This window comes from Pseudomonas sp. N40(2020) (assembly GCF_014472415.1).
Classification (GTDB): domain Bacteria; phylum Pseudomonadota; class Gammaproteobacteria; order Pseudomonadales; family Pseudomonadaceae; genus Aquipseudomonas.
Genome location: NZ_JACSZV010000016.1, coordinates 66,351 through 90,018, shown reverse-complemented (window position 1 = coordinate 90,018; position 23,668 = coordinate 66,351). Strand labels below are relative to the sequence as shown.

Below are 23,668 nucleotides of genomic sequence, written 5' to 3'. Positions count from 1 at the left end.
CTTACTCGGTCACCACACTTGGCGAACCAAGGTTGGCCAGGCGCACGCTGTTCTGGACCTGGGCAATTTCACCCGGCGAGCCGATCGGCCCCAGGCGTACCCGGTGCAGGGTCTGCTGATTGCGCACGATCGAGCTGATGAACACCGGAGCGCTCACCATCCCGCTGAGCTTCGACCTCAGGAGTTCTGCAGCGTCCGGGTTGGCGAACGCGCCCACCTGCAGATACTGGCCAGACGCTGTTGCAGAAGCGTTTTTTTTTGCGTCGAGCTGAACTGGCACAACAGCCGCGGCGTGTTGCTGCGGCGGCGGAGTCCATTGCTCGACGGTGCCGGCCGAAGCCGTGATCACCGGGGCGCTATTCTGCGCGACTTGCGGCTCGTTGAGCATCAAAGGCGCCGGACGGCCCTTGGCGGCCCACCATAGCTGTGGATCAATGCCTTCGACCTTGACTCGCGCGGTGCCGGTTTCGGCGTAACCGAGTTTCTTCGCGGCGGCATAGGACAAGTCAATGATGCGATCAGAGTAGAACGGCCCACGGTCGTTAACACGCAGGATCACCGTACGGTTATTGTCCAGGTTGGTCACCCGAACGTAACTTGGCAGTGGCAATGTCTTGTGGGCGGCACTCATGCCGTACAAGTCATAGACCTCGCCGTTGGCGGTGTTCTGCCCGTGGAACTTGGTGCCGTACCAGGACGCGGTGCCGGAAGCGACGTACGTCTTGGATTCCTGCAACGGGAAGTAGGTCTTGCCCAGCACCGTGTAAGGGTTGGCCTTGTACGCGCCGGTATGCAGGGTCGGCGTGGCATCAGGAATGCGCGAGACATCGACGTCCCACCACGGCGCGCCATCTTTGTGGGCGCGGTTGATGTCCAGCCCCGGCTGTGCGCGCACAGCGGTAGACGGTGCTTTTTGAGTCGGGGTACGGCTGGTCGAACAACTGGCGACCAGCACCGCCAACGCAGTGAATGCCACCAGCTTCAGGGGTTTATTGATAGGCAATGCCCGCATTACTTGACGCCCCGTGCTTGTACCAGCTGTTCAGACAGTTGATGTACGGCCATGGCGTACATCACGCTGCGGTTATAACGCGTGATCGCGTAGAAATTCTTCAGGCCCATCCAGTATTCAGGGCCGTTGTCGCCTTCGAGGCGAAATGCAGTGACCGGCATGTCATCGCGCAGCGCATCATGACTCGACCAGCCCAGCGCTCGCAACTCCCCGACGGTCTTTGTCGGTTCGATGCCGGTGGTCAGGCCTTCATCGACCTGCTCGCCGCGCACATCGGCGCGGCTGACCACAGGCTCGCCAGCGACCCAGCCGTGGCGCTTGAAATAACTCGCGACGCTGCCGATCGCATCATCCGGGTTGTTCCAGATATTGATGTGGCCGTCACCGTCGAAATCCACCGCATAGGCGCGAAAGCTGCTCGGCATGAATTGCGGCAAGCCCATGGCACCCGCGTAGGAGCCTTTGAGGGTCAACGGATCGACCTGCTCTTCGCGCGCCAGCAGCAGGAACTCACGCAGTTCCTTGCGGAAAAATTCGGCACGGGGAGGATAGTCGAAACCGAGGGTGGACAAGGCATCGATCACCCGGTAATTACCGGTATTACGCCCGAAAAAGGTCTCAACGCCGATGATCGACACGATGACTTGTGCCGGTACGCCGTATTCCTGCTCGGCACGGGCCAGCGTCGCCTCGTGCTGGCGCCAGAAGTCCACACCACGGGCGATACGCGCATCGGTGATGAACATCGGGCGGTATTCTTTCCACTGCTTGACCCGTTCGGCGGGCCTGGAGATGGCGTCGAGAATCGCCTGTTTGCGCGCTGCCTCGCGGAACACACCCATCAGTTGCTCACCGGCGAAACCGTAGTCGCGGGTCATTTCACCGACGAATTCGGCAACCTGAGGCGAGCCTTCGTATTCGCCGGCCAGCGCTTCCTGCACGCTGCCCAGGAGGCCTACCAGGCCAACCCATGGCGCGCATCGAGTCGCCCAGCCACGCATTACTTGCATTGAACTCTTCACCTTATTCAAACCTGTGCGATCCACTTGCGATGGGTATGGATCGACATCAAAACCCCAAACGCTGACAGCAGCGTCACCAGCGAAGTTCCTCCGTAGCTAATGAACGGCAACGGCACCCCTACGACCGGCAACAGGCCACTGACCATACCGATGTTGACGAAAACGTAAACAAAAAACGTCATGGTCAACGCCCCGGCGAGCAATTTGCCGAACAGCGTTTGCGCCTGAGCGGTAATCACCAGCCCCCGGCCAATCAACAGCAGATAGATCAGAAGCAGCGCGCAGATGCCGACCAGCCCGAACTCTTCACCCAATACCGCAATGATGAAGTCGGTGTGGCTTTCCGGCAGGAAGTCCAGATGCGACTGGGTGCCGAGCAGCCAGCCCTTGCCGAAGACGCCGCCAGAACCGATCGCGGCTTTCGACTGAATAATGTTCCAGCCTGTACCGAGCGGATCGCTTTCCGGGTCGAGGAACGTCAGGATCCGTTGCTTCTGGTAGTCGTGCATGATGAAAAACCACATCGCCACCGACACCGGGATCGCAGCGGCCAGCACGCTGAGGATCCAGCGCCAGCGCAGCCCGCCCATGAACAGTACGAACGCCCCGCCGGCCAGAATCAGCAGCGAGGTGCCGAGGTCCGGCTGGCGCACGATCAGAACGAACGGCACACCGATCAGCATCAGGCTGATGCCAACGTGCTTGAGCTGTGGCGGCAAAGTGCGTTTGGACAGATACCAGGCAATGGTCGCCGGCATCAGAATCTTCATGAATTCGGAAGGCTGGAAGCGGATCACCCCGGGAATGTTGATCCAGCGTGTGGCGCCCATGGCGTTGTGGCCCATGATGTCCACCACCAGCAGCAACACCACGCCGATCACGTAACCGAGTGGCACCCAACGGGCCATGAAGCGCGGTTCAAACTGGGCGATGACGATCATCGACACCAGACCGATGCCGAACGAAGTGGCCTGTTTGGCGAGCAAATCCCAGCTCTTGCCGCTGGCCGAATACAGCACGAACAGGCTGCCGGCGGCGAGGATCAGCAGCAGGATCAGCAACGGGCCATCGATATGCAGTCTTTGCAGCAGCGTCGCACGGCGACGCATCACATCCTCGCTGGAGAGCATGCGATCAAAATTATTCATCACGGGCCGTAGCCTCCGCACTGATTGGGCTGGCGTATTCGGCCTTCAAACGTCCGTCCTGATCGAGCAGCCAGGCGTCCATCACCTGACGAACTACCGGGGCGGCGACGCCGGAACCGGACTCACCGTTCTCGACCATCACAGACACGACAATGCGCGGATCATCGGCCGGGGCAAAACCGACGAACAAGGCGTGGTCGCGATGGCGCTCCTGAACCTTGGAACGGTCGTACTTCTCGCCCTGTTTGATCGCCACCACCTGGGCAGTACCCGACTTGCCGGCGATCCGGTATTGCGCGCCGATGGCCGCTTTTCGCGCGGTACCCCGGGCGCCATGCATTACCTGTTGCATGCCGTGGTTGACCTTGGTCCAGTCCGACGGATCACGCAGAATGATGTTCGGCATCGGGTTTTCGTCCACCGGCTTCACCCCTTCCAGCGATTTGGCCAGGTGCGGTCGGTTCCACACGCCTTTGTTCGCCACCAGCGCCGTGGCCTGAGCCAGCTGCAGCGGGGTCGACTGCATGTAGCCCTGGCCGATCCCGAGGATGAGGGTTTCGCCCGGGAACCAGGCCTGCTTGCGGGTCGCTCGTTTCCATTCACGGGACGGCATCAGGCCCGGGGATTCTTCGAACATGTCCAGCGAGACCTTCTGGCCGATGCCGAACTTGTTCATGTAAGCCGACAACCGATCAATGCCGAGCTTGTGCGCCAGATCATAGAAGTAGGTGTCGTTGGAACGCATGATCGCCGTGTCGAGGTCGACGAAGCCGTCACCGGTGCGGTTCCAGTTGCGGTATTTGTGGTCGTAGTTGGGCAGCATGTAGTAGCCCGGGTCGAACACCCGGCTGGACGCCGTCACCACGCCCGAATCGAGACCGGCAATCGCCACCGCCGGTTTGATCGTCGAACCCGGTGGGTACAGACCGCGCAACACGCGGTTAAACAGTGGCCGGTCAATGGAGTCACGCAACTCGGCGTAGGCCTTGAAGCTGATCCCGGTGACGAAAAGGTTCGGATCGAAGCTCGGCTGACTGACCATCGCCAGCACTTCGCCGGTCTTTGGATCAAGCGCCACCACCGCGCCACGACGCCCGCCCAGCGCGGCTTCGGCAGCTTCCTGCAACTTGATGTCCAGACTCAGGACGATGTCCTTGCCGGGAATCGGATCGGTTCGCTTGAGCACGCGCAAGACGCGGCCACGGGCATTGGTCTCGACTTCTTCGTAACCCACCTGCCCGTGCAGTTCCGGTTCGTAGAAACGTTCAATACCGGTTTTGCCGATGTGGTGGGTGCCGCTGTAGTTGACCGGATCGAGGGTTTTCAGCTCTTTCTCGTTGATTCGCCCCATATAACCCACCGAATGCGCAAAATGCGCGCCCTGCGGATAATGGCGAACCAGTTGCGCGACCACCTCAACGCCCGGCAGACGGAACTGGTTCACCGCGATACGAGCGATCTGCTCTTCGGTCAGCTCGAACAGGATCGGCACCGGCTCGAACGGCCGGCGCCCCTGACGCATGCGCTTCTCGAAGATCACCCGGTCTTCGGGCGTCAGCTCCAGCACTTCGACGATGACGTCGAGCACTTGCTGCCAGTCGCCGGAACGCTCGCGGGTCATGCTCAGGCTGAAGCTGGGACGGTTGTCCGCCACCACTACGCCGTTGCGGTCGAAAATCAGCCCGCGCGTCGGCGGAATCGGCTGCACATGTACGCGGTTGTTTTCCGACAGGGTCGAGTGATACTCGTACTGGATCACCTGCAGGAAATAAAGCCGCGCGATCAGCACGCCAATCAGCATCACGATCACAATGGCCCCGAACACGACGCGGCTACGCACCAGGCGTGCGTCCTTTTCGTGGTCCTTGATGCGGATCGGCTGAGACATGTGGGCAGGCTTACTTGTGGTAAGGGTGACCGGACAGCACGGTCCAGGCACGGTACAACTGTTCGCCGATCAGAATCCGCACCAGCGGGTGCGGCAGCGTCAACGGTGACAACGACCAACGCTGATCAGCGCGGGCACAGACTTCCGGCGCCAGCCCTTCCGGGCCACCGACCATGAAATTGACCGTGCGTGAATCCAGGCGCCAGCGGTCGAGTTCGACCGCCAGTTGCTCGGTGCTCCAGGGTTTGCCGTGGACTTCCAGCGTGACGATCCGCTCGTTCGGCCCGACCTTGGCCAGCATGGCTTCGCCTTCCTGGCGGATGAAACGGGCCACGTCGGCATTCTTGCCACGGGTATTGAGCGGTATTTCCACCAGTTCCAGCGCCAGCTCGGACGGAAGACGCTTGGCATATTCATGCCAGCCTTCTTCCACCCATTTGGGCATGCGTGAACCGACGGCGATCAGTCGCAGTCGCACAGCAATCCCTTACAGCTGGTCTTTGTTGAGCTTGGTGAAATGCTCGTGGGTGTTTTCCGGGCTGTGGTGCTTGGCGTCTGCCGCACGGCTTTGCTCGGCACCGGCCCACAGGCGTTCCAGATCGTAGAACTGACGAGCCGAGGCAGTCATCATGTGCACGATTACCAGGTCCAGATCGAGCAGCACCCAGTCGCTGTCGCCCTTGCCTTCTTCGCCCAGCGGCTTGGCGCCCTGCTTTTTGACTTCTTCGCGAACCTTGTCGAGCATCGCGTTGATCTGGCGATTGGATGTACCGGTGGCGATGATCATGTAGTCAGTGATGCTTTGCTTGTCGCGAACATCGATGATCTGGATGTCTTGCGCCTTGACGTCTTCCAGGGCAGCCACGGCCAGTTTGACCAGGTCGTCGCCTTTCAGCGGCTCATTGGTGTTGACCGGCTCTGGCAGCGGGGCGCTCTTGAATGTGCCTTTGCGCTTTACTTTGGTTTGGTCTTTGTCAGTCATATAAAACTCGTTTTGCTCATATATTCGGCGGCTTGGCGACACGTGGATTCGTATCAGTGAAGCACGCCTTGTTCAGTTCGACGCACGGTACAGACCGTGCGCATCGATGTAGGCCAGGACCGCGTCGGGCACCAGGAAGCGTACCGACTTACCGCTGGCCAGCAGTTGACGGATCTGGGTGGCGGAGACCGCAAGCGGTGTCTGCCAGACGAATGCAATCTGTCCGCTCGGCCCTTTCAGGGCCAGCGGGTCGCTCACCGAACGCGCTGCCAGCAGGTTGCGCAAGGCATCCGGCGGTTCGCTGTCGGCGTCCGGGCGCTGTAGCACCAGGATGTGGCAATGCTGGAGCAACTCTTCCCAGCGGTGCCAAGTGGGCAGGCCGCAAAATGCGTCCCAGCCCAAAAGCAGAAAAACCTGGGTCTCGGCGGCCATTTCGGCACGCATCAACTCCAGGGTATCAATAGTGTAAGACGGTTTGTCCCGCTGCAATTCGCGGGCGTCTACCACCAGCGGCGGCACTCCGGCCACCGCGCACTCAACCATCGCCAACCGATCCTGCGCCGACACCTGCGGCGTATCGCGGTGTGGCGGTCGCGCGCTGGGCGTCAGGCGCAGTTCATCCAGTGCCAGCGCTTCGGCCACTTCCAGGCCTCCGCGCAAATGGCCGATGTGCACCGGGTCGAACGTTCCGCCCAGGATGCCGATGCGTCGTGGGCGGGACTCGCTGCCGGGCTGCGGCGCTGTCAGGTCGAGGTCGGTCAAGTCAGACCGTCGCCTGGCCGCGCAACTGGCCATCACCGACCACGATGTACTTCTCGCAGGTCAGTCCTTCGAGGCCCACCGGGCCGCGGGCGTGCAGCTTATCAGTAGAAATGCCGATCTCGGCACCCAATCCGTATTCAAATCCATCGGCGAAGCAGGTCGGGGTGTTGATCATCACCGACGCCGAGTCGACTTCCGCTACGAACCGGCGGGTGTCGGCGAGGTTTTCGCTGACGATCGAGTCGGTGTGGTGGGAGCCGTAATGGTTGATGTGCTCAATAGCCTGATCCAGACCGTCGACCACGCGGATCGACAGTATCGGCGCCAGATACTCGGTGTTCCAGTCGTCTTCGCTGGCCGCGACGGCTTCGATGATTGCCCGGGTGCGCTCGCAACCACGCAGCTCGACGCCTTTTTCGCGGAACTGGGCTGCCATCGACGGCAGGAAATCCTTCGCAACCGTCTGATCGACCAGCAAGGTCTCCATCGCACCGCAGATGCCATAACGGTAAGTCTTGGCATTGAAGGCGATACGCTGGGCCTTCGGGAGGTCGGCGTGCTCGCTGACATAAACGTGGCAGATGCCGTCCAGATGCTTGATCACCGGCACGCAGGCATCACGGCTGATACGTTCGATCAGGCCACGGCCACCGCGCGGCACGATCACATCGACGTACTCGGGCATGGTGATCATCGCGCCAACGGCGGCGCGGTCGGTGGTTTCGACTACTTGCACCACGGCTGCTGGCAACTCGGCCTCGGCCAGACCGCGCTGAATGCATGCGGCAATCGCCCGGTTGGAATGAATCGCCTCGGAACCGCCGCGCAGGATGGTCGCGTTGCCGGATTTCAGGCAAAGGCTGGCGGCGTCGATGGTCACGTTGGGCCGGGATTCATAAATGATCCCGATCACGCCCAGCGGCACGCGCATCTTACCGACCTGAATCCCCGACGGGCGGAAGCTCATGTCACGGATGGAGCCGACCGGATCCGGCAGCGCCGCGACCTGGCGCAGGCCGACGATCATGCCGTCGATACGCGCCGGAGTCAGTTCCAGACGTTCAAGCAACGCAGGCTCCAGGCCATTGGCGCGACCGACAGCCAGATCCCGCTCGTTGGCTACCGCCAGCTCCGTGCGAGCGGCGTCCAAGGCATTGGCAGCAGCCTGCAAGGCGCGGTTTTTCTGCGCGGTGCTGGCACGGCCAATGACCCGGGAAGCTTCGCGGGCGGCGCGACCCAATCGGGTCATGTAGTCAAGAACGGACTCAGTCATGGTCTGCTGGGGTCTTGGCAAAGAGGAAAGCGGCAGATTATAGCTGTCGCGTCCCGGGACTAACAGCGGTGACGGGCGGATGGTCGAAATGGACTACAAATTGCCGATGTTCAGCCGGGATTAAGCCTCAAATTGTTATCATCTCGACCTCATTCAGCCTGGATAAACCTTGCCTGCCATGTCCAACCTCACCGTTCGCACCCGTGATGAGCGCCTGCCACTGGGACTTCCGGACGCTTTTTTCGACCGTGACGCCCAAGTGTTAGCGCAGGATCTGCTGGGCAAAGTCATCCGCCACCGGGTCGGCGATTTATGGCTCAGCGCCCGAATCATAGAAACCGAAGCCTATTACTGCGCGGAAAAAGGCAGCCACGCGTCCCTTGGCTACACAGAAAAGCGTAAGGCTTTGTTTCTGGATGGCGGCCACATCTATATGTATTACGCCCGTGGCGGTGATTCGCTGAACTTCAGCGCGCAAGGGCCGGGCAATGCGGTGTTGATCAAATCCGCCTATCCGTGGGTTGATGAGATCAGCGGCCCGGACAGTCTGGCGCAAATGCTGCTGAACAACCCTGATGCTCAAGGTCGCCCGCGCCCGTCGCAGAAGCTATGCGCCGGCCAGACCTTGCTCTGCAAGGCGCTGGGACTGAAAGTGCCGGTGTGGGACGCCAAGCGCTTCGATCATGACCTTTTGCTGGTGGAAGATGCCGGACCTGCGCCCTCGCACATCATTCAAACCACCCGCCTGGGCATCCCCCACGGCCGGGACGAACACCTGATGTACCGCTTCGTCGACGCCGCTTATGCGCAATGGTGTACGCGGAACCCGCTGCGCCGGGGTCAGGTCGAAGGTCGCGATTATTTTCTGCTGTGAACACACCCTTACGGGGTGATCAATGAAATGGAGTGGTTTGTATGGGCCCATGGCTCGATAGCGTTACCGGCTGGCTGGCGGCCAACCCTCAGTGGCTGGCCGTGGCGGTGTTCATTGTTGCCCTTGTCGAATGCCTGGCGATTGCGGGACTGATCGTCCCCGGCACCGTGTTGCTGTTTGCCGTGGCGGTGCTGGCCGGCAGCGGCGCGCTGTCGTTGAGTGAAACCCTGTTGCTGGGTTTTCTCGGCGGCATCCTCGGCGATTTGATCTCGTACTTCCTCGGTCGCCACTTTCACCAGAACATCCGAAGACTGCCAGGCCTGCGCCATCACCCGGAATGGATGGCCGGCGCCGAAAGCTATTTCCAGCGCTACGGCATTGCCAGTCTGTTGGTCGGACGCTTCATCGGCCCGCTACGCCCGATGCTGCCGATGGTTGCCGGCATGTGCGACATGCCCTTCCCGCGCTTTGCCGCCGTCAGCCTGCTCGCCGCCGCTGGTTGGAGCCTGGCCTATCTGTTGCCGGGCTGGGCCACGGGTGCCGCCTTCCGCCTACCGTTGCCGGAAGGTTTCTGGCTGGAGGCGGGGATCGTCGCTGGCAGCATCGCGGTAATGGTCGGCCTGAGTGTGAACAGCAGCATGCGCCGCCACCGCCGCGCGACTATCTGGATCAGCAGCATGAGCTTGCTGATTCTGATTGGTCTGTTTATCGGCTACCCGTACCTGACGGCACTCGACCAAGGCGTGATGACGCTGGTGCAAGAACATCGCCAACCCGTGCTGGATGAAGTCGCGGTCACGCTGACCCTGATCGGCGAGTTCCGCAACATGCTGCTGTTCAGCATCCTCCTGACCGGCCTGCTGTTGCTGTGCCGGCAGTGGCGTCACGCGGTTTTCGCCGGCGGCACCCTCCTTGTCACCGCGCTGGCGAACACGGGGAGCAAACTGTTTTTCGCCCGGGTCCGCCCGGAAGTACTGACCGATCCGATCACCAGCTACAGCATGCCCAGCGGCCATGCCTCGGGTTCGTTCGCGCTGTTTCTGACTCTGGCTGTACTTGCCGGACGCGGGCAACCGCCACGCATGCGCCTGACGTGGCTGCTGGTCGGCTGTATTCCGGCCCTGTCCATTGCCCTGTCGCGGGTTTATCTGGGGGCGCACTGGCCGACCGATGTGCTGGCCGGCGCGATGCTGGCATCGGGCGTATGCGCTGCGGCCCTGTGGCTGAGTCAGCGCCAGACACCGCTCAATGCCATGCCCTTCAAAGTCTGGTGGCTGATCCTGCCGGCGCTGGTGGTGCTGTTCAGCTTCTTCGTCTTTCGCCACCTGCCTCACACGCTGCTGCGTTACGCCTACTAGATTCGGCTGCCCTTCCCTTCCTACGCCACTCTTTGAGGACTATTCCGACAAGAGTGGCGCTCCCGCCCTACGTCTGTTTTTTACCTCGCGGTAATTATTCCTAATTTAAAAACACCAACAACTTACATAACATCCAAATAATTAACTTAAGTTACATATTTAATTGCACCACCACAAACTCTCCCCTATCACTGCTCGAAAAATCATTTACATTCAACCCGCCCCATCCTCACCAACATTCAAATCATCAAGTTGAACACAGGCGCCAATACTCAGCGTCATTGAATAAATATGCCCGATACAAAATCACGACATTCAAATACCCATAAATACTATCGACCCCGAGTAATCCATGAGTCCAAAAATACCGCGCAAACCGCCCACGTCGACAACACAAACAACTGAACCTAATACTTCTTTTCCGCGACAAACCGACGCCACATCGACACGAATACCCGGGGCTGTCGACAACCCGTTTTCGATCACCCCGAGTCAACCACCCGCTCCCCACCCAGCAACCGATCACACCCGGCACCCTGCGGTGCAGATCACCGAAATGCCGACGCGCACTCCTGTGGACCGCGCGAGCGAAACCTCTATCGATAAATACTGGTTCCCCGACAGTTTTCTGCGGGGCATGCAGGAAGCGGACGCTGACGGCTGGCGCTTTATCGTCGGGCGCAGATTTGTCGACGTCGAATATGAGGGCGTCCTGTGTACCGCTCACGCCGACTACGATGCAAACCTCAACGTCTATCGGTTGAAGATGCTGAAAGACCGACATGCGCTCGGCCCGATCATCTATAAAAACGATGGCCGGCCAACCTGGCGCCTGACCCTCAACGAAAGCCAAAGGCCCGCTGTCAGCCCTGCACCACAGAACGTCAGCGACGCCGCACCCAAGCGGCCCAATACCTCCGTGGGCGAACAAGCTGATCAACCCCCCGCCGCTAAAAAGCCTCGCCCGGCCGAAGAGCCGACGTTCATCGACCCCAACCGTTACAGTCCTTCGCACCGCTCTCCCGACACCCAGGGTTATTACGAACTCAAGCCAAGGCCTGGGATGAAGGAAACGGACACATTGTTTGCCTTCAAGGATCAATACGCTCGATGGATTCAGGTCGACCCGCCCAGCGCAGGCTTCGGTTCGCATCCCACACATTTGAAGCAATGGACCGATCAGGAGATTTGGGAGGCCTTCGCGATTCAAGGCCAGGACATAGAGCGCTTTCGTCTTCAGGCTCAAGCGTCCGGTAAACCACCGCAATGGGCCACCCCCCGGGAAACAGGAAATCCGCTCGACATATTAATGCGTGATTCCCTGCGCTGGCTGCATCCGTCCATGACCGCGAAGGATCGTGAGACGTTCTTGCAAACTTACAACCTGTTACCGAGCCAATTGACCCGCCTGCAACAACACATGAAGACAGCGCTGACGATGCCGGAGTGGGCAACGGTGCATAAACGCCTGATGGAAGAGGTCGACAACCCGCACCGGCTCGACCAATACAGCCTGGATGCTATCCAGGAATTGAATCTCAAACGTGAGGCCCGGCATGACTGGTACGACCCGGAAAGCAGCCTGACCGTTGAATTGCGCGAAGCCCTGCTGGCCAAAATGGGTTATCGGCGCAACGCGCAAAATTGCCTTTATCGAACCGATATTCCGGCGCTGTTCAGGGGAGATGAACGCACCCCGTTCGAGCTGGCGAAAGACGACGCCATGCTGCCCCGTTATGCCCACAGACGCGGTGCTACCACGCACAAACCGATGAGCGCCACGTTCAGCCTCAAGGAGGGGCAAATGTACGCCAGCGCGCCAGACCCCGAGTACCTGCGCTTCAACAGCCAAACCAACAAATACCCCGGCAGGGCCGCTGACGATACCCCCCCGAACAGCGATGCCAGCGACGGCAGCGATAGCGACAGCAGCACCTCCTCTGCGTGGTCCGACCCTGGGAGCCCCGTCGCGATGGATCGCGAACGCAACTACGAACGGATTCGAGAACGCCAGACGGAGATGTTTCTGTATGTCCTGGACACCCGCCAACTGGAAGTGGTCCCACATGAACAAAACCATATGTTCAATTCATCCGCCCGGGACAACCCAGACACCTGGTTTCCCTCCGATGACCATGAAGGCCTGATTTCCGTGACTCAAAAGGGTCTGGACGCTGACCGGATCTGGTTGCTGGATTCCACGCTGACAAAAGCGGCAAAAGTGCACGACATCCACGACCAGGCCGGCGCAGACGCTGACCGTATTGAAGCGGTGACTCACGCAGGGCGCTCCAACCGATATGAATACGATCGGTTGATCGATGCCGCGGAAGCAGCGGGCAAACCCATACTTAAACTTTCCGGTAATAAGAACGAGTTCGGGGATGACATAACCTGGCCTGAATAAAGACTCTTAAGTGCATTTGGTTACACCCAGTTTTATTGTTCAGACAACACAACTCGGCAATCAGCAAACCGGTACGGAAACCGGCGCGCAATCACGCTTATTTTCAAAGGATTGAATCGTGTCAAAACTTATTGAACCGGCCATTACAAATTCAACCGACAAAATCATTCAAGTAACGCAGATCAGCACTTCGGCCAACATCCACGCGCCGCAGCCAGGAAGAGTCGAAGTAGCATCCGATACATCGACTTCGACAGCGGACGCCGCGCCCGCGGTTGACACTTCCCGACATACGCTTAAATCCCTCGACAAACATTTCGGGCCTTTGCGCATTGGCGAAATCTGGGTCACTCGCGTGGAACTCAACGCGTTGGGCGCCACCGTCAACGGTCAGGCCTTAAGCCCGTCGAGCGCCAATATGAAAACACCGGATCAGGCCTTTCTGGACGCGCTGAACTTTGATTCGGCGACCGTCGACGCCCGCCTGAAACACGCAGACATCTCCGACAGCGGTGTCGTGGCCACCCTCTTCTTTGAAATTGCCTGCAAGCGCTCGGTCGATGCGCCCCCCTTGTTCGTCAGCGCCAAACCGTTGCCCCCCGGCAGCGGGATGGATCGTCTCAACCAACTGAGCAACGCCGCGCAAAAACTGGACATTCATCGGGTCGACTCCCTTGATGACGCACCGGGCTGGATAAGCAGATCCAAAAGTTACCTGATGAGCGGTGCCGGCGTAGGGCTGCAAGCGTTCGGCATCTACAGCGGTTACAGGGGGATGATGGACGCGATAAAGCAAGGCGACTCGCTGGAAGCGGCATATCAGGGCGGATCGATCGCCGCCGAAGTCGGCTCGCTGATTATCGAGCGAGGCCTGACCAAAACCGGCGAAGCGATGCTCAGAAACGGCTCGCAGGCCTTTGGCCGATTCCCGCTGACGTCGGCAGGCAAAGTCCTGAGTCGGGGCGCCGGCCTGTTTGCCAGTGCGATCACCCTGCCGTTCGACATCAATGATGCCGTCAAGTCTTTCAATGCTGCCGCAGCGACCAGCGGCAAGGAGGCTCAGGATCACTACGTCAGCGGTGGCCTGAGCGTAGCGGGCGCCGGCATCAGTCTGGCGCTGGGCGTGGCGGCACTGGCCGGTTTCGGAAGTGTCGCCGGCCCACTGGGACTTGCGGCGGCGGCCATTCTTATCCTCGGCTCGATGATCTACCAGGCCGCCCGCGTCGTGGACGATATTGACGACTACATCGAACTGAGCACTCACGAACGCATACGCTCCGGCTGGTTCGCCTTCACCGGGAAGGAACTGGATAAAGAAGTGCTGGATCGTTTCAAAATTTCCAAAGCCTTCAGCGATCACACCAAGCAACTGGAGAGTTCCGCAAAAACCTTGCTGGAGGGTGCGTACAAAAATTTTGTGGAATATGTGGTGAACGGCAGTTTCAGCGTTGAACTCAAGCCTTTGAAAGTCTGGCGTCATGAGTGGAACGAGCATGCCGGGGAGTCAGCGTTCAAGCTCGACAGTGAACCTGTCATCGTCGGCGGCGATGACATCATTGATGCACGCGACGGCATACCGCCAAGCCTCAAGGGCAGCGTCAAAGGCGCGTCCGGCGATGACAAAGGGGTGCTTTGGCGACTCGATGACGGTAACGATCAAGTCGTTGGCGTCAAGGACAAGCCCAATCTCTTCAGTTATCGGGAGGGGGCAAAAAACCTGACGGGCGGCGATAAGGCCGATGAGTTTTACTTTGAGAGCACCGAGAACGTACTCAACCAGGTGACGGCCCCCACGCTTGCCAGCACGCTTGATGGCGGCGAAGGTTCCGACACACTGGCCTTCGAAGGCCGCCGCCCTTTCACGGATACCCGCCACATCGGTTACGACATCAATCTGCACAGCGGAAAGTTGGCGTTGCGCAGCCACACATCCGCCACGGAAGCGGTCGAGCTGGCGCAGATCCAGGCCATCGAAAACATCTCGACATTGCCCAACGGCGTCAGCCGGGTCACCGGGGACGATCATGCCAACCGAGTTTCGGCCAATGGAAACGACCACATAGCGACCGGTGCCGGCGATGACACCATCGCCATCCGCGGCGCGGATTGCCGTGTCGATGGAGGCCCCGGCCAGGATCGCTACTACATCGCCGATACCTCGGCTTTGGTCACGCTTATCGAGGATGGCGAACAATCGAGCACCATCGAGTTCGGTTGGCCCATCGAAAGGATTCAACGCTGGCAAATCGTCGGCACCTCGTTGATCGTCAACTCTTTGCGCGGCAAGGACGGCGAAGATCCCGAGCATGTCCTGACCCTCGAAAATGTCTACCAGTGGGTCGAGGGTCAGCGTCACCTGAAAAATGACCAACTGCTGTTCAAAACCCAGGACGGCTACGAGCTCGTGCTTCTCCTGCCCCCACAGATAAATGGATCTGACGATCCAGATGTTGAAGTCGTGATCAGTGTCATGGGCAAACCGTCCGTCAGCCCCGAGATCATCAACGGCGGCACTGTTCTGCTCGCCGCGCAGGGATCGAAACGGCACTTTGTGGCACGGACCAACCGTCGGGTGGAGTTTGTTGCCCGCAGCGATCTGGCCGAAACATCCCGTGTCATCTTCCTTGACTTCAAGGACGCTGAAATTGCCGACGTCATCGTCAACTACCAGGTCGAAAAGCGCGATGGCGTATCGGGTAACGCCCACTTGATCTACCGCAACATCGACATTTCGTTGCTGCTTGCCTCGAAGATCGTGACGTTCAAAGGCGTCATCCAGATCGCCCCACAAGCCAACGGCTACAGCGGTCGAAACAGCCTGAAGGTCACGACTCCGCGCCTGGCCCAAGACATTGTTCTGATCATGCAGGACGGAATCTCGTATCGACTGCAAATGCCCGACATGCAGTATTTGTCAGACGCCAATGAACCCGGCGACAAGATCCGCAGCGCACGAAGCTGCCTGAAGTTTCGTAACGGCAACTATCTGTTTTCCAGACCCAAAGTCGCGCGCAACATTGCGCTCCCCGCCAAGCCCAGCCGGGTTGATATCGAGGCGACGTCGCACAACGGTATCTATGTACTGAAGGGCGAAAGCTCGACTTACGATATCTACCTTGCGAGCAACACAATCGTTCACCTGACGACCCCAGGTGCCACGGCAAAAATTGCCGACGCCTCAACCTGGAGCCTCTACACCGGGCAAATGACTGAAGTGATCACCCGCAACGATATTCAACTGGAAGGCCAACGCCTGAATGTTGGCAGCGCATTGATCGAACTGCCGAGCATAGAAGATGACGCACCGGTCGAGTCTGTCAGCGTGGTGACCCGCTCCGGCAACATTTATGAGGTGGCATTCCTGTTTGAGTTGCTGCAGCTGTACCTGATCAACGCGCAGAGCTACTCCAGCGTCAATGCCCTGCTGGCCGACATGCGCCTGCACCAGCAGCGCAATGAGCTGGCTGCTCGAGTCATTGTCCAGAACATTGGCGTGGTACCGAAAATGGACGGCACGGTGTATTACAACTCGACAAAAAATTACTGGGGAATCGACCAGCAACCGACGTACCGGATCAAACCCGAAGACCTGGTTATCGCATCGGCCAACATTTCTTGATCCTGACTGAACCCGCTTAACGTCAGGCGCCCGGTGTGATGTTCATCGTCACACCGGTGCCAGTCTCAATCAGCCGACGGATCGGCTGAGTTACCCACATGGAGTCACCCTTAATGCGCAACAAAACCAAAGCCCCTCGACAATCGACCACGAGCGATACATCCGGCCTCTCGACGCCACGCTCAACCACGCCGGACAACGGGTCGGACGATCTGAGTTTCAACCTGCCCGGTCGAATCAGGACGGACGGCTCAAGCGAGGCCACGTCAGGCGTGAGAGTCGAAACAACAACGGAAGGAACGCTGCACCCGGAGCCTGCCGTCACGGTTTCGCCGATAGCGGATATCGCCACGACGCAGCGCACCACCCCAACCTCTCCACTGGAACCCTATGTACAACATCCCGGGAGCGAGTTATCCGCACCCGATGCGAGTGGACTGAGGTCGTACAAAAACAGAAAGTTCGTCGACGTTGCGAACGATAAAACAGAAAGCGACATTCAAACCGTGATGGTGGCGTTCGATGAGGCAATGAAAGCCTACCGGGCAAAGTTGCCTGCTGAACGCAAGCCCTCCGGGCCACCGCTTTATCAAAGCGCCGACGGCAATACATGGGTTTTGCAAAAGCCGCTCGAGTACTACGAACCGCTGCGGTACACCTCGCCTCATACTCCCGATTCGCGCGGTTACTTTGCAGTGCACGAGCAAATTGCTCATGAGCGCACCAATCAATTCGGTATGTTTTACAAATTCGAAATGGTTGCCAGAGACATCGGTTTCGCCTTCAAGGAGGACAGTGGCAAGTTGATCCGAGTCGACCCAAGCGCGGCTCGGGGAGATGCGTCGGTGCCTTTGAAACTTGCACATTGGAGCGATGGTGAAATCTGGAGCGTGTACCGCTTGCGGGAGTCAGAAGTATTGGTCTTTCGCAGCGAGGCCGAAGCTCAAGGGCGAGCACCTGACTGGGCTACACGCGTCGAGGAACCGGACATCCACAAATACCTGACCGACTCTTTGCGATGGTCTCATCCACAGAAATCCCTGGCCGAGCGCACAGAGATCTTGCGAACCTACAATTTGAGCTTGGCCCAACAGAATCGCCTGCGAACAGACATGCAGCACGGTGTGTTCCCCGAATGGGCCGAACAGCACAAGCAATTGACCAAGAGCAACGACGATCAGCGATTCAAGCAGATCGCCGAAGAGCTGGATCCGTACATCCTCATATTGAGAAATGAAGGTGAGAATCCCAGCGACTCTCTACCCAAGGTTGAACATCGCTATGACAGCGAATTTCTGGAGAGCTATCTGGAGCATGCAGGTTACAAGCGCAACGTGCACGACATGCTGTACCGAACCGATATCCCGGCCATGTTCCGGGCCGATCTGCGCACGCCTTTTGAACTGGCTCGAGACAAACGCCTGGTGAAATTGCGAGGCAACCCCTCCGACTCCACGACAAAACGGGCTTTCAGCGCCACATTTGGTCTGGCCGATGCCTTGAACTACATGGGATTTAATTACTACTCCAACCTCGGCATTACAACAGCCAGGCCAACCGCTATCCAGGGCATTTCAGTGACAGCGATTCGTCGAGCGGACACCGACATAGCACGGATGGGGAGTCTGATACCTCGTTTGAAATGGACAACTCGCGTGACTATCCATTGCGCCGGCGCGAACAAAGGCTTGGCTTTCTTTATGTCATCGACACCCGCGGCATCGAAGTGGTCCCCCGAGTGGAAAACATGTATCTGAACGACACGGATTTTGACGGGGATACTCTGGAAGGCCGGATATCAATGCCTACCCGGGGTATCAGCGCCGAGAGGATCTGGCTGGTGAACTCAGACCTGAGTCGGGCTGCCCGGGTTGAAGATATCTTTCGCCAAGCGGGCGAAGGCGCCGAGGAAATCGAGAACGCAACGTGGGCAGGCGCCGACGGCGACGCCAAGTGGCGCCTTGGCTACACGCCTTACGACAAACTGATCGATCGAGTTGCCAATACCGGCGGCGTGGTACTGAATTTTCCAAAAGGCGACGACACATTTGCCAATGACGTTGTGTGGCCAGTGCCCGAACATTACAGACCCTGATCCAACGCAATCCCTTTAACACTTGAAGCACGCCATTCATTTCACAAATGAATGGCGTCTAACATCAAGCGCCGACGGGCAGTTTATCAATGACCTTGATCACGAATATTGCAGGCTTGTTATTGAAGGCCACATGCCCCGTCAGGTTCGGGTCTACATTCTTGAAAATGCTCATTCGACCTGTCGTGTCACGGTACAGAGGTTTTTTACTCGACTCACTGATCAAATTGATAAAGACCGGTCCGGCATCAAGATCATCGAGCGATAATTTCGTCCCCTCTACTCTGGTAATCGAGAAGAACTCAGCAGGCTGCTCCTGACTTACCAGCAAATTATGATTGCCATTCTCTATATACAAGCGTGCACCGTCGTAACCACCCCGCAACACAATTTTGATCGTATAAGTTTCACCGTGAGGCGAGAACTCCAACAGCAACGGTTTATCGTCCTCGTGTTCGGCGAGCGTGATGAATCCCGGCTCGCGCTTGTCAGCCAGACATACTTCGGCGTCCAGTTTGTCGCTGCGCGTGATCCGCGGCTCGCGTAATCGCTGCCGCAAGCGTTGCTGGTTGAGCACGACTGGAAAACCATTGAAGTACAGATTTGCTGTAAAGGCGTTGTTGTTATTTTTACGCAAAGACATAAAGCCACCCACATAGAGACGTCACGCTGTTTGCGAAAACAAAACAGCAGGCAACGTTTTAAAAAAGATTGCGAATCAAACGGCTCTTTAGGCCAGCGACTGTGCAGTCATTGGAATACGAGGGATTTCGCCAGCCGGTAGTTTGGCGGCTTTACGCCGGCGTCGCTCAACCACCAGAGCATCGGCATAGACCCCCGCAGCTTTGATGACGTGAGAGACGTTATGATCGCTGCCTGCGTGTTTGAATATATATTTAGCGGCGATATCATCCCAAAACGCCCATTCATCTTCATAAACAGTCATGATTTTCCTTATCATTATTCAAGTTACCCGCGTCCTGCGGACAACTTGAAGTTATGCCAAAGAAAAAACCAAAACAATGCTGGCAAGCACCCCGAGTTAATTCAAAGTAAAACTAGGCGAACAGTTCGCCCTGCAATTCGTCGAGCAATGCCTGAATGGCATCGAGACGCTGCTGCGGGTCATCGAGCTGCAAAAGGTCGATCTTGTCTTCTTCAGCGAATGGCAGCAGATAAGCCAACTGATTCGCCAACGATTGCTGGCCGAGCGCATCAGTGCCCATGTTCAGCGCCTCGACCATCGGATGCTCGGCGAGCGCCTTGAGCAGCGCCACCAGGTCGGCGTCCTCGTCCTGCAACGGCTGCTCGGGCTCATCGTCCAGCCAGTCGACGTCGGCCAGCATCAACTGGTCGCGCTGCACTTGCGTGCGCAGCACATTGAAGCGCCGGCCGCCCTGCACGCGAATACCGAGCAGTCCGTTGTCCTGTTGCTGGAAATCGGTGATACGCGCTTCGCAGCCGACCAGGGCAAAACCCTCAGGAGCGACGCCGACTTCATGACCGTCGAGGATGCACACCACGCCAAAGCCGCCGCCCTGTTTCATGCAGCGGCCGATCATGTCCAGGTAGCGCGCTTCGAAGATCTGCAAGTCGAGGTTGCAGCCGGGAAACAGCACCGTGTTCAGCGGGAAAAGCGGCAGACTCATAGTCATTTCCTTACACCACCATCGACACCGCCAACGGCAGGAACACCGCCGTGGCTACGCCCATCAGACTCATCGCCAGCGCCGCGAAGGCGCCGCACTCCTCACTTTCCTGCATCGCCACCGCCGTGCCGACCGCGTGAGCGGTCATGCCCAGCGCCATGCCGCGCGCTTCGGGACTGTGCACGCCGAGACGGGTCAACAGCGTCGGGCCGAAGATCGCACCAATCACCCCGGTGATCAGCACGAAAACCGCCGCCAGCGCCGCAACGCCACCGATCTGTTCGGCCACCAGCATGGCGATCGGCGAAGTCACCGACTTCGGCGCCATGGTCATCAAGATCATGTGATCGGCACCGAACCACCAGCCCAGCGCCACGCCCATGCCTGTGGCGACCACTCCGCCTATCACCAGCGTAGTAAAAATCGGCCAAAACAATTGGCGAATACGCCGCAAGTTCAAATATAGCGGCACCGCCAGGGCGACGGTCGCCGGGCCGAGCAGGATGCTGAGGATCTCGGTGCTCTTGCGGTACTCGGTGTATGTCAGGCCGCAGCCGACCAGCACGCCAATCACCAACAGCATGGAGACCAGCACCGGTTGCAGAAAGATCCAGCGGGTTTTCTCGAACGCGGCCAGCACCAACTGATAAGCGCCGAGGGTGATGCCGATGCCGAACAGCGGATGGTGAATCACCGACGTCCAGGCGCCGTGCCAATCGAAGAGCATCAGGATTCCTCCGACGGTGGCGCGTGACGCTTGACCAGGCGCTGCATCAGCACGCCGGCGAAGGCCATCGACAGAATCAGCGACACCACGAGGGCGCCGACAATCGCCCAGAAATCGGCGGCAATAGCCGTGGCATAAACCATCACGCCCACCGCCGGTGGCACCAGCAGCAACGGCAGATAACGCAGCAGGCTACTGGCCGCCTGGTTCAACGGCTCGCCGACTTCGCCGCGAATGATCAGGAACACCAGCAACAACAGCAGGCCGATGATCGGTCCCGGCAGCACTGGCAATAGCAAATGATTGAGCGCCGTGCCGAACAATTGAAACAGCACCAGCATGGTCAGGCCGCGTAGCAACATCCGACATCTCCGTCTTACTTTTCACCCTGCAAGTGGACGGCATTATAAGCACGCCTGCGCTATGGATCGGCATTCGCCAAAAGCATGGTCGGTTGACCGGAGCAATTCGCCATGATGATCTACAGTGGTTCGCAGGGCGGTCATATCCCCCACCTGAAAAACTATAAAACCGATGAACCCAAGGAGAGTCTCAATGCCCTATGTTCCAGTTGCAGAGCTCAAAGATTATGTCGGCAAGGAACTCGGACGTTCCGAATGGCTCACCATCGATCAGGAACGCATCAACCTGTTCGCCGAAGCCACCGGTGATTATCAGTTCATTCATGTCGACCCGGTCAAAGCCGCGCAAACGCCATTTGGCAGCACCATTGCCCACGGTTTCCTGTCGTTGTCGCTGATCCCCAAATTGATGGAAGACATCCTGATCCTGCCGCAAGGCGTGAAGATGGTGGTCAACTACGGCCTCGACAGCGTGCGTTTCATCCAGCCGGTGAAGGTCAATTCCAGAGTGCGCCTGAAGGTCGATTTGGGCGAAGTGACCGAGAAAAAACCGGGCCAATGGCTGCTCAAAGCCACCGCAACACTTGAGATAGAAGGCTCGGATAAACCGGCCTATATCGCCGAGCCACTGTCGCTCTGCTTCGTTTAAGCACCGGGATGCGAAGCAGCGCACGCTGTTTCGCGTCCGCTCCCGTTCCAGCGGCTGTATAAGGTCACATAGCTGCGGCATACTCGGTCGCCTAATTGCCCGGATCCCGCTATGCGCTCACTCGCCTGTCTTGCACCCCTTGCCTTGACCCTGATGCTTGCCGCTTGCGGCGACGGCGAATCGCTGCTGCCTCCCGATGCGCGACTGCCGGATGGCGGACGCTATCGCGGCGAACTGGTCGATGGCTTGCTGCAAGGTCAGGGACGGGTCGACTATCCCAATGGCAGTTGGTACGCCGGGCAGTTCGACAAGGGGCAGTGGCATGGTCAGGGCGAATGGCATGGCAGTAATGGCGAGATCTATCGGGGCCAGTTCCAGCAAGGGCTGTTCGAGGGTCAGGGCAGCCTGACTACCAATGCCAGCAGTTACACCGGCAGCTTCAAGCAGGGCCGACGCGATGGCGAAGGCACCCTGAAAGAAAACGCCATGACTTACCGTGGCGAATTCAAGGCTGATCAATATTCCGGGCTCGGCCGTCTCGAAATGGATGACGGCAGCTCCTATCAAGGCCAGTTCGCCCACGGCAAACCGAATGGCGAAGGCCAGCGCGGTGACTCTAGCGGCAATTCGTTCACCGGCCATTTCGTCAACGGCCAACTGGAAGGCAACGGCACCTTCAACAGCGCGGACGGCGACATCTATGTCGGCGGTTTCAAGAACAATCAGTTGCACGGCAAGGGCCGCTACGAAAACGCTGACGGCGACGTCTGGCTCGGCCAGTTCAAGGAAGGCGCGCTGACCGGCAAGGGCGAACTGATCGGCGCCGACGGCAGCCACTACGTCGGCACCTTCAGCGACTGGCGTTTCAGCGGTCAGGGCCGTTTGAATTTGTCCGATGGCAGCTTCTATGTCGGTGGATTCGACAGCGACAGTTATTCGGGACGCGGCACACTGGTGCTCACCGATGGCAGCGTGATGAGCGGCACCTGGATCAACGGCCAGCGCGTGCGCGATGCCGACGGCAAGTTGCTGCCCGACACTCTGGAACTCGGTTTGCTCGCTCAGGGTCGTCTACTCGACGACGCACTGGCCGCGATCCCGGCTTCGACCCCGGCCGTTGAGCTGTACACCCTGACCCTCGGCGGCGACGGCAAGCAGAGCGTGTTCCTGCGCGAGTCGGACTACGTCGCCAACATGCTCAACACCCGCTTCGGCGCCTATGGCCAGATCCGTCTGGTCAACCACCGCGACCACCTCGGCGACCGGCCGATGGCCACCCGCGAGAACCTGCGCCGCGCCGCGCAAACCCTGGCTGAACGCAGCGGCCCGGAAGACTTGTTGTTCATCTATCTGACCAGCCACGGCACCGCCGAACACGAACTGGTGCTCGACCAGCCGCGCATGGAGCTGGCCGACCTGCCCGCCGACGAACTCGCCGCGGTGCTGGCGCCGTTGAAAAACCGCGACAAGATCATCGTGATTTCGTCGTGCTACTCCGGCGGCTTCATCCCGGCGCTCAAAGACGAACGCACGCTGATCATGACCGCGTCGCGCGCCGACCGGGTGTCCTTCGGCTGCTCGGAAGAGGCCAACTTCACCTACTTTGGCGACGCTCTATTCGCCCAGGCGCTGAACCAGACCGACGATCTCGAACAAGCTTTCAAACTGGCCAAGGCCACCGTTGCCGAGCGCGAACTGGCGGACAATTTCGAAGCCTCGGAGCCGCAGATCTGGGCGCCGAAAACCGTGCTGTCGCACTGGCAACTGCTGCGTAAACAGCAAGCGAGAAAAGCTTTGCAAAGTGCTGCGTTGAACGACGGAGCGACAAAGAGCAACTAAGC

At 58.9% G+C, this 23,668-nt stretch carries 21 protein-coding genes; 8 read left to right on the top strand and 13 right to left on the bottom strand.

Going from position 1 to position 23,668, the window contains the following annotated elements; genetic code table 11:
• Position 1 precedes the first annotated feature (1 nt).
• The 8 genes from IAI51_RS12810 to IAI51_RS12775 all read right to left on the bottom strand — a co-directional run bounded on the left by IAI51_RS12810 (position 2) and on the right by IAI51_RS12775 (position 8,087).
• On the bottom strand, positions 2–1,012 hold the full coding sequence (locus tag IAI51_RS12810; protein WP_187678822.1) for a septal ring lytic transglycosylase RlpA family protein: 1,011 nt from the start codon (positions 1,010–1,012) through the stop codon (positions 2–4).
• Complete coding sequence (gene mltB / locus IAI51_RS12805; RefSeq protein WP_187678821.1) at positions 1,012–2,022, bottom strand: lytic murein transglycosylase B; 1,011 nt, start codon at positions 2,020–2,022, stop codon at positions 1,012–1,014. The genes IAI51_RS12810 and mltB overlap by 1 nt, the downstream gene beginning before the upstream one ends.
• A gap of 17 nt (positions 2,023–2,039) precedes the next feature.
• Positions 2,040–3,143 carry a rod shape-determining protein RodA gene (gene rodA, locus IAI51_RS12800; protein WP_187678843.1) on the bottom strand — a complete coding sequence of 368 codons (1,104 nt, stop codon included), beginning with the start codon at positions 3,141–3,143 and terminating at the stop codon, positions 2,040–2,042.
• 31 nt (positions 3,144–3,174) lie between these two features.
• Positions 3,175–5,070, bottom strand: a complete 1,896-nt coding sequence (gene mrdA, locus IAI51_RS12795) for a penicillin-binding protein 2 (protein ID WP_187678820.1) — start codon at positions 5,068–5,070, stop codon at positions 3,175–3,177.
• 10 nt (positions 5,071–5,080) lie between these two features.
• Complete coding sequence (gene rlmH, locus IAI51_RS12790) at positions 5,081–5,548, bottom strand: 23S rRNA (pseudouridine(1915)-N(3))-methyltransferase RlmH (protein WP_003185785.1); 468 nt, start codon at positions 5,546–5,548, stop codon at positions 5,081–5,083.
• Between the two features lie 9 nt (positions 5,549–5,557).
• Positions 5,558–6,052, bottom strand: a complete 495-nt coding sequence (gene rsfS / locus IAI51_RS12785; protein WP_187678819.1) for a ribosome silencing factor — start codon at positions 6,050–6,052, stop codon at positions 5,558–5,560.
• 72 nt (positions 6,053–6,124) lie between these two features.
• A complete protein-coding gene (gene nadD / locus IAI51_RS12780; protein WP_262410337.1) occupies positions 6,125–6,847 on the bottom strand; it encodes a nicotinate-nucleotide adenylyltransferase in 723 nt (240 codons plus the stop codon).
• On the bottom strand, positions 6,816–8,087 hold the full coding sequence (locus IAI51_RS12775) for a glutamate-5-semialdehyde dehydrogenase (protein ID WP_187678818.1): 1,272 nt from the start codon (positions 8,085–8,087) through the stop codon (positions 6,816–6,818). Before IAI51_RS12775 ends, nadD begins: the two co-directional genes overlap by 32 nt.
• A 178-nt stretch (positions 8,088–8,265) precedes the next feature.
• On the opposite strand from IAI51_RS12775, the gene IAI51_RS12770 reads away from it, so the two are divergent.
• From IAI51_RS12770 to IAI51_RS27955, 6 genes are all read left to right on the top strand, one after another.
• Entirely contained in the window at positions 8,266–8,961 is a 696-nt protein-coding gene (locus tag IAI51_RS12770; RefSeq protein WP_187678817.1) for a DNA-3-methyladenine glycosylase, read from the top strand.
• 41 nt (positions 8,962–9,002) lie between these two features.
• Positions 9,003–10,319, top strand: coding sequence for a bifunctional DedA family/phosphatase PAP2 family protein (locus tag IAI51_RS12765; protein WP_187678816.1), 1,317 nt, complete (start codon positions 9,003–9,005; stop codon positions 10,317–10,319).
• Positions 10,320–10,860: 541 nt separating this feature from the next.
• Complete coding sequence (locus IAI51_RS12760) at positions 10,861–12,726, top strand: hypothetical protein (protein ID WP_316249770.1); 1,866 nt, start codon at positions 10,861–10,863, stop codon at positions 12,724–12,726.
• Between the two features lie 118 nt (positions 12,727–12,844).
• Positions 12,845–16,345, top strand: a complete 3,501-nt coding sequence (locus IAI51_RS12755) for a calcium-binding protein (RefSeq protein ID WP_316249769.1) — start codon at positions 12,845–12,847, stop codon at positions 16,343–16,345.
• 113 nt (positions 16,346–16,458) lie between these two features.
• Positions 16,459–18,102 carry a hypothetical protein gene (locus tag IAI51_RS12750; protein WP_262410335.1) on the top strand — a complete coding sequence of 548 codons (1,644 nt, stop codon included), beginning with the start codon at positions 16,459–16,461 and terminating at the stop codon, positions 18,100–18,102.
• Positions 18,093–18,440 (top strand): hypothetical protein, encoded by a 348-nt coding sequence (locus IAI51_RS27955; RefSeq protein WP_262410334.1) that lies wholly within the window; start codon positions 18,093–18,095, stop codon positions 18,438–18,440. The genes IAI51_RS12750 and IAI51_RS27955 overlap by 10 nt, the downstream gene beginning before the upstream one ends.
• Positions 18,441–18,504: 64 nt before the next feature.
• On the opposite strand, the gene IAI51_RS12745 is transcribed toward IAI51_RS27955, so the two are convergent.
• The 5 genes from IAI51_RS12745 to IAI51_RS12725 all read right to left on the bottom strand — a co-directional run bounded on the left by IAI51_RS12745 (position 18,505) and on the right by IAI51_RS12725 (position 21,178).
• Entirely contained in the window at positions 18,505–19,083 is a 579-nt protein-coding gene (locus IAI51_RS12745; protein ID WP_187678815.1) for a hypothetical protein, read from the bottom strand.
• Between the two features lie 87 nt (positions 19,084–19,170).
• Positions 19,171–19,386 carry a hypothetical protein gene (locus tag IAI51_RS12740; protein WP_187678814.1) on the bottom strand — a complete coding sequence of 72 codons (216 nt, stop codon included), beginning with the start codon at positions 19,384–19,386 and terminating at the stop codon, positions 19,171–19,173.
• 112 nt (positions 19,387–19,498) lie between these two features.
• Positions 19,499–20,089, bottom strand: a complete 591-nt coding sequence (locus tag IAI51_RS12735; RefSeq protein WP_187678813.1) for an LON peptidase substrate-binding domain-containing protein — start codon at positions 20,087–20,089, stop codon at positions 19,499–19,501.
• 10 nt (positions 20,090–20,099) lie between these two features.
• A complete protein-coding gene (locus IAI51_RS12730) occupies positions 20,100–20,816 on the bottom strand; it encodes an LrgB family protein (RefSeq protein ID WP_187678812.1) in 717 nt (238 codons plus the stop codon).
• Positions 20,816–21,178, bottom strand: coding sequence for a CidA/LrgA family protein (locus IAI51_RS12725; protein WP_187678811.1), 363 nt, complete (start codon positions 21,176–21,178; stop codon positions 20,816–20,818). The genes IAI51_RS12730 and IAI51_RS12725 overlap by 1 nt, the downstream gene beginning before the upstream one ends.
• Positions 21,179–21,371: 193 nt before the next feature.
• Here IAI51_RS12725 and IAI51_RS12720 point away from each other — a divergent pair, with 193 nt between their 5' ends.
• Both IAI51_RS12720 and IAI51_RS12715 read left to right on the top strand, forming a co-directional pair.
• Positions 21,372–21,827, top strand: coding sequence for a MaoC family dehydratase (locus IAI51_RS12720; RefSeq protein ID WP_134828222.1), 456 nt, complete (start codon positions 21,372–21,374; stop codon positions 21,825–21,827).
• Between the two features lie 111 nt (positions 21,828–21,938).
• Positions 21,939–23,666, top strand: coding sequence for a C13 family peptidase (locus IAI51_RS12715; RefSeq protein ID WP_187678810.1), 1,728 nt, complete (start codon positions 21,939–21,941; stop codon positions 23,664–23,666).
• Positions 23,667–23,668: the final 2 nt, after the last annotated feature.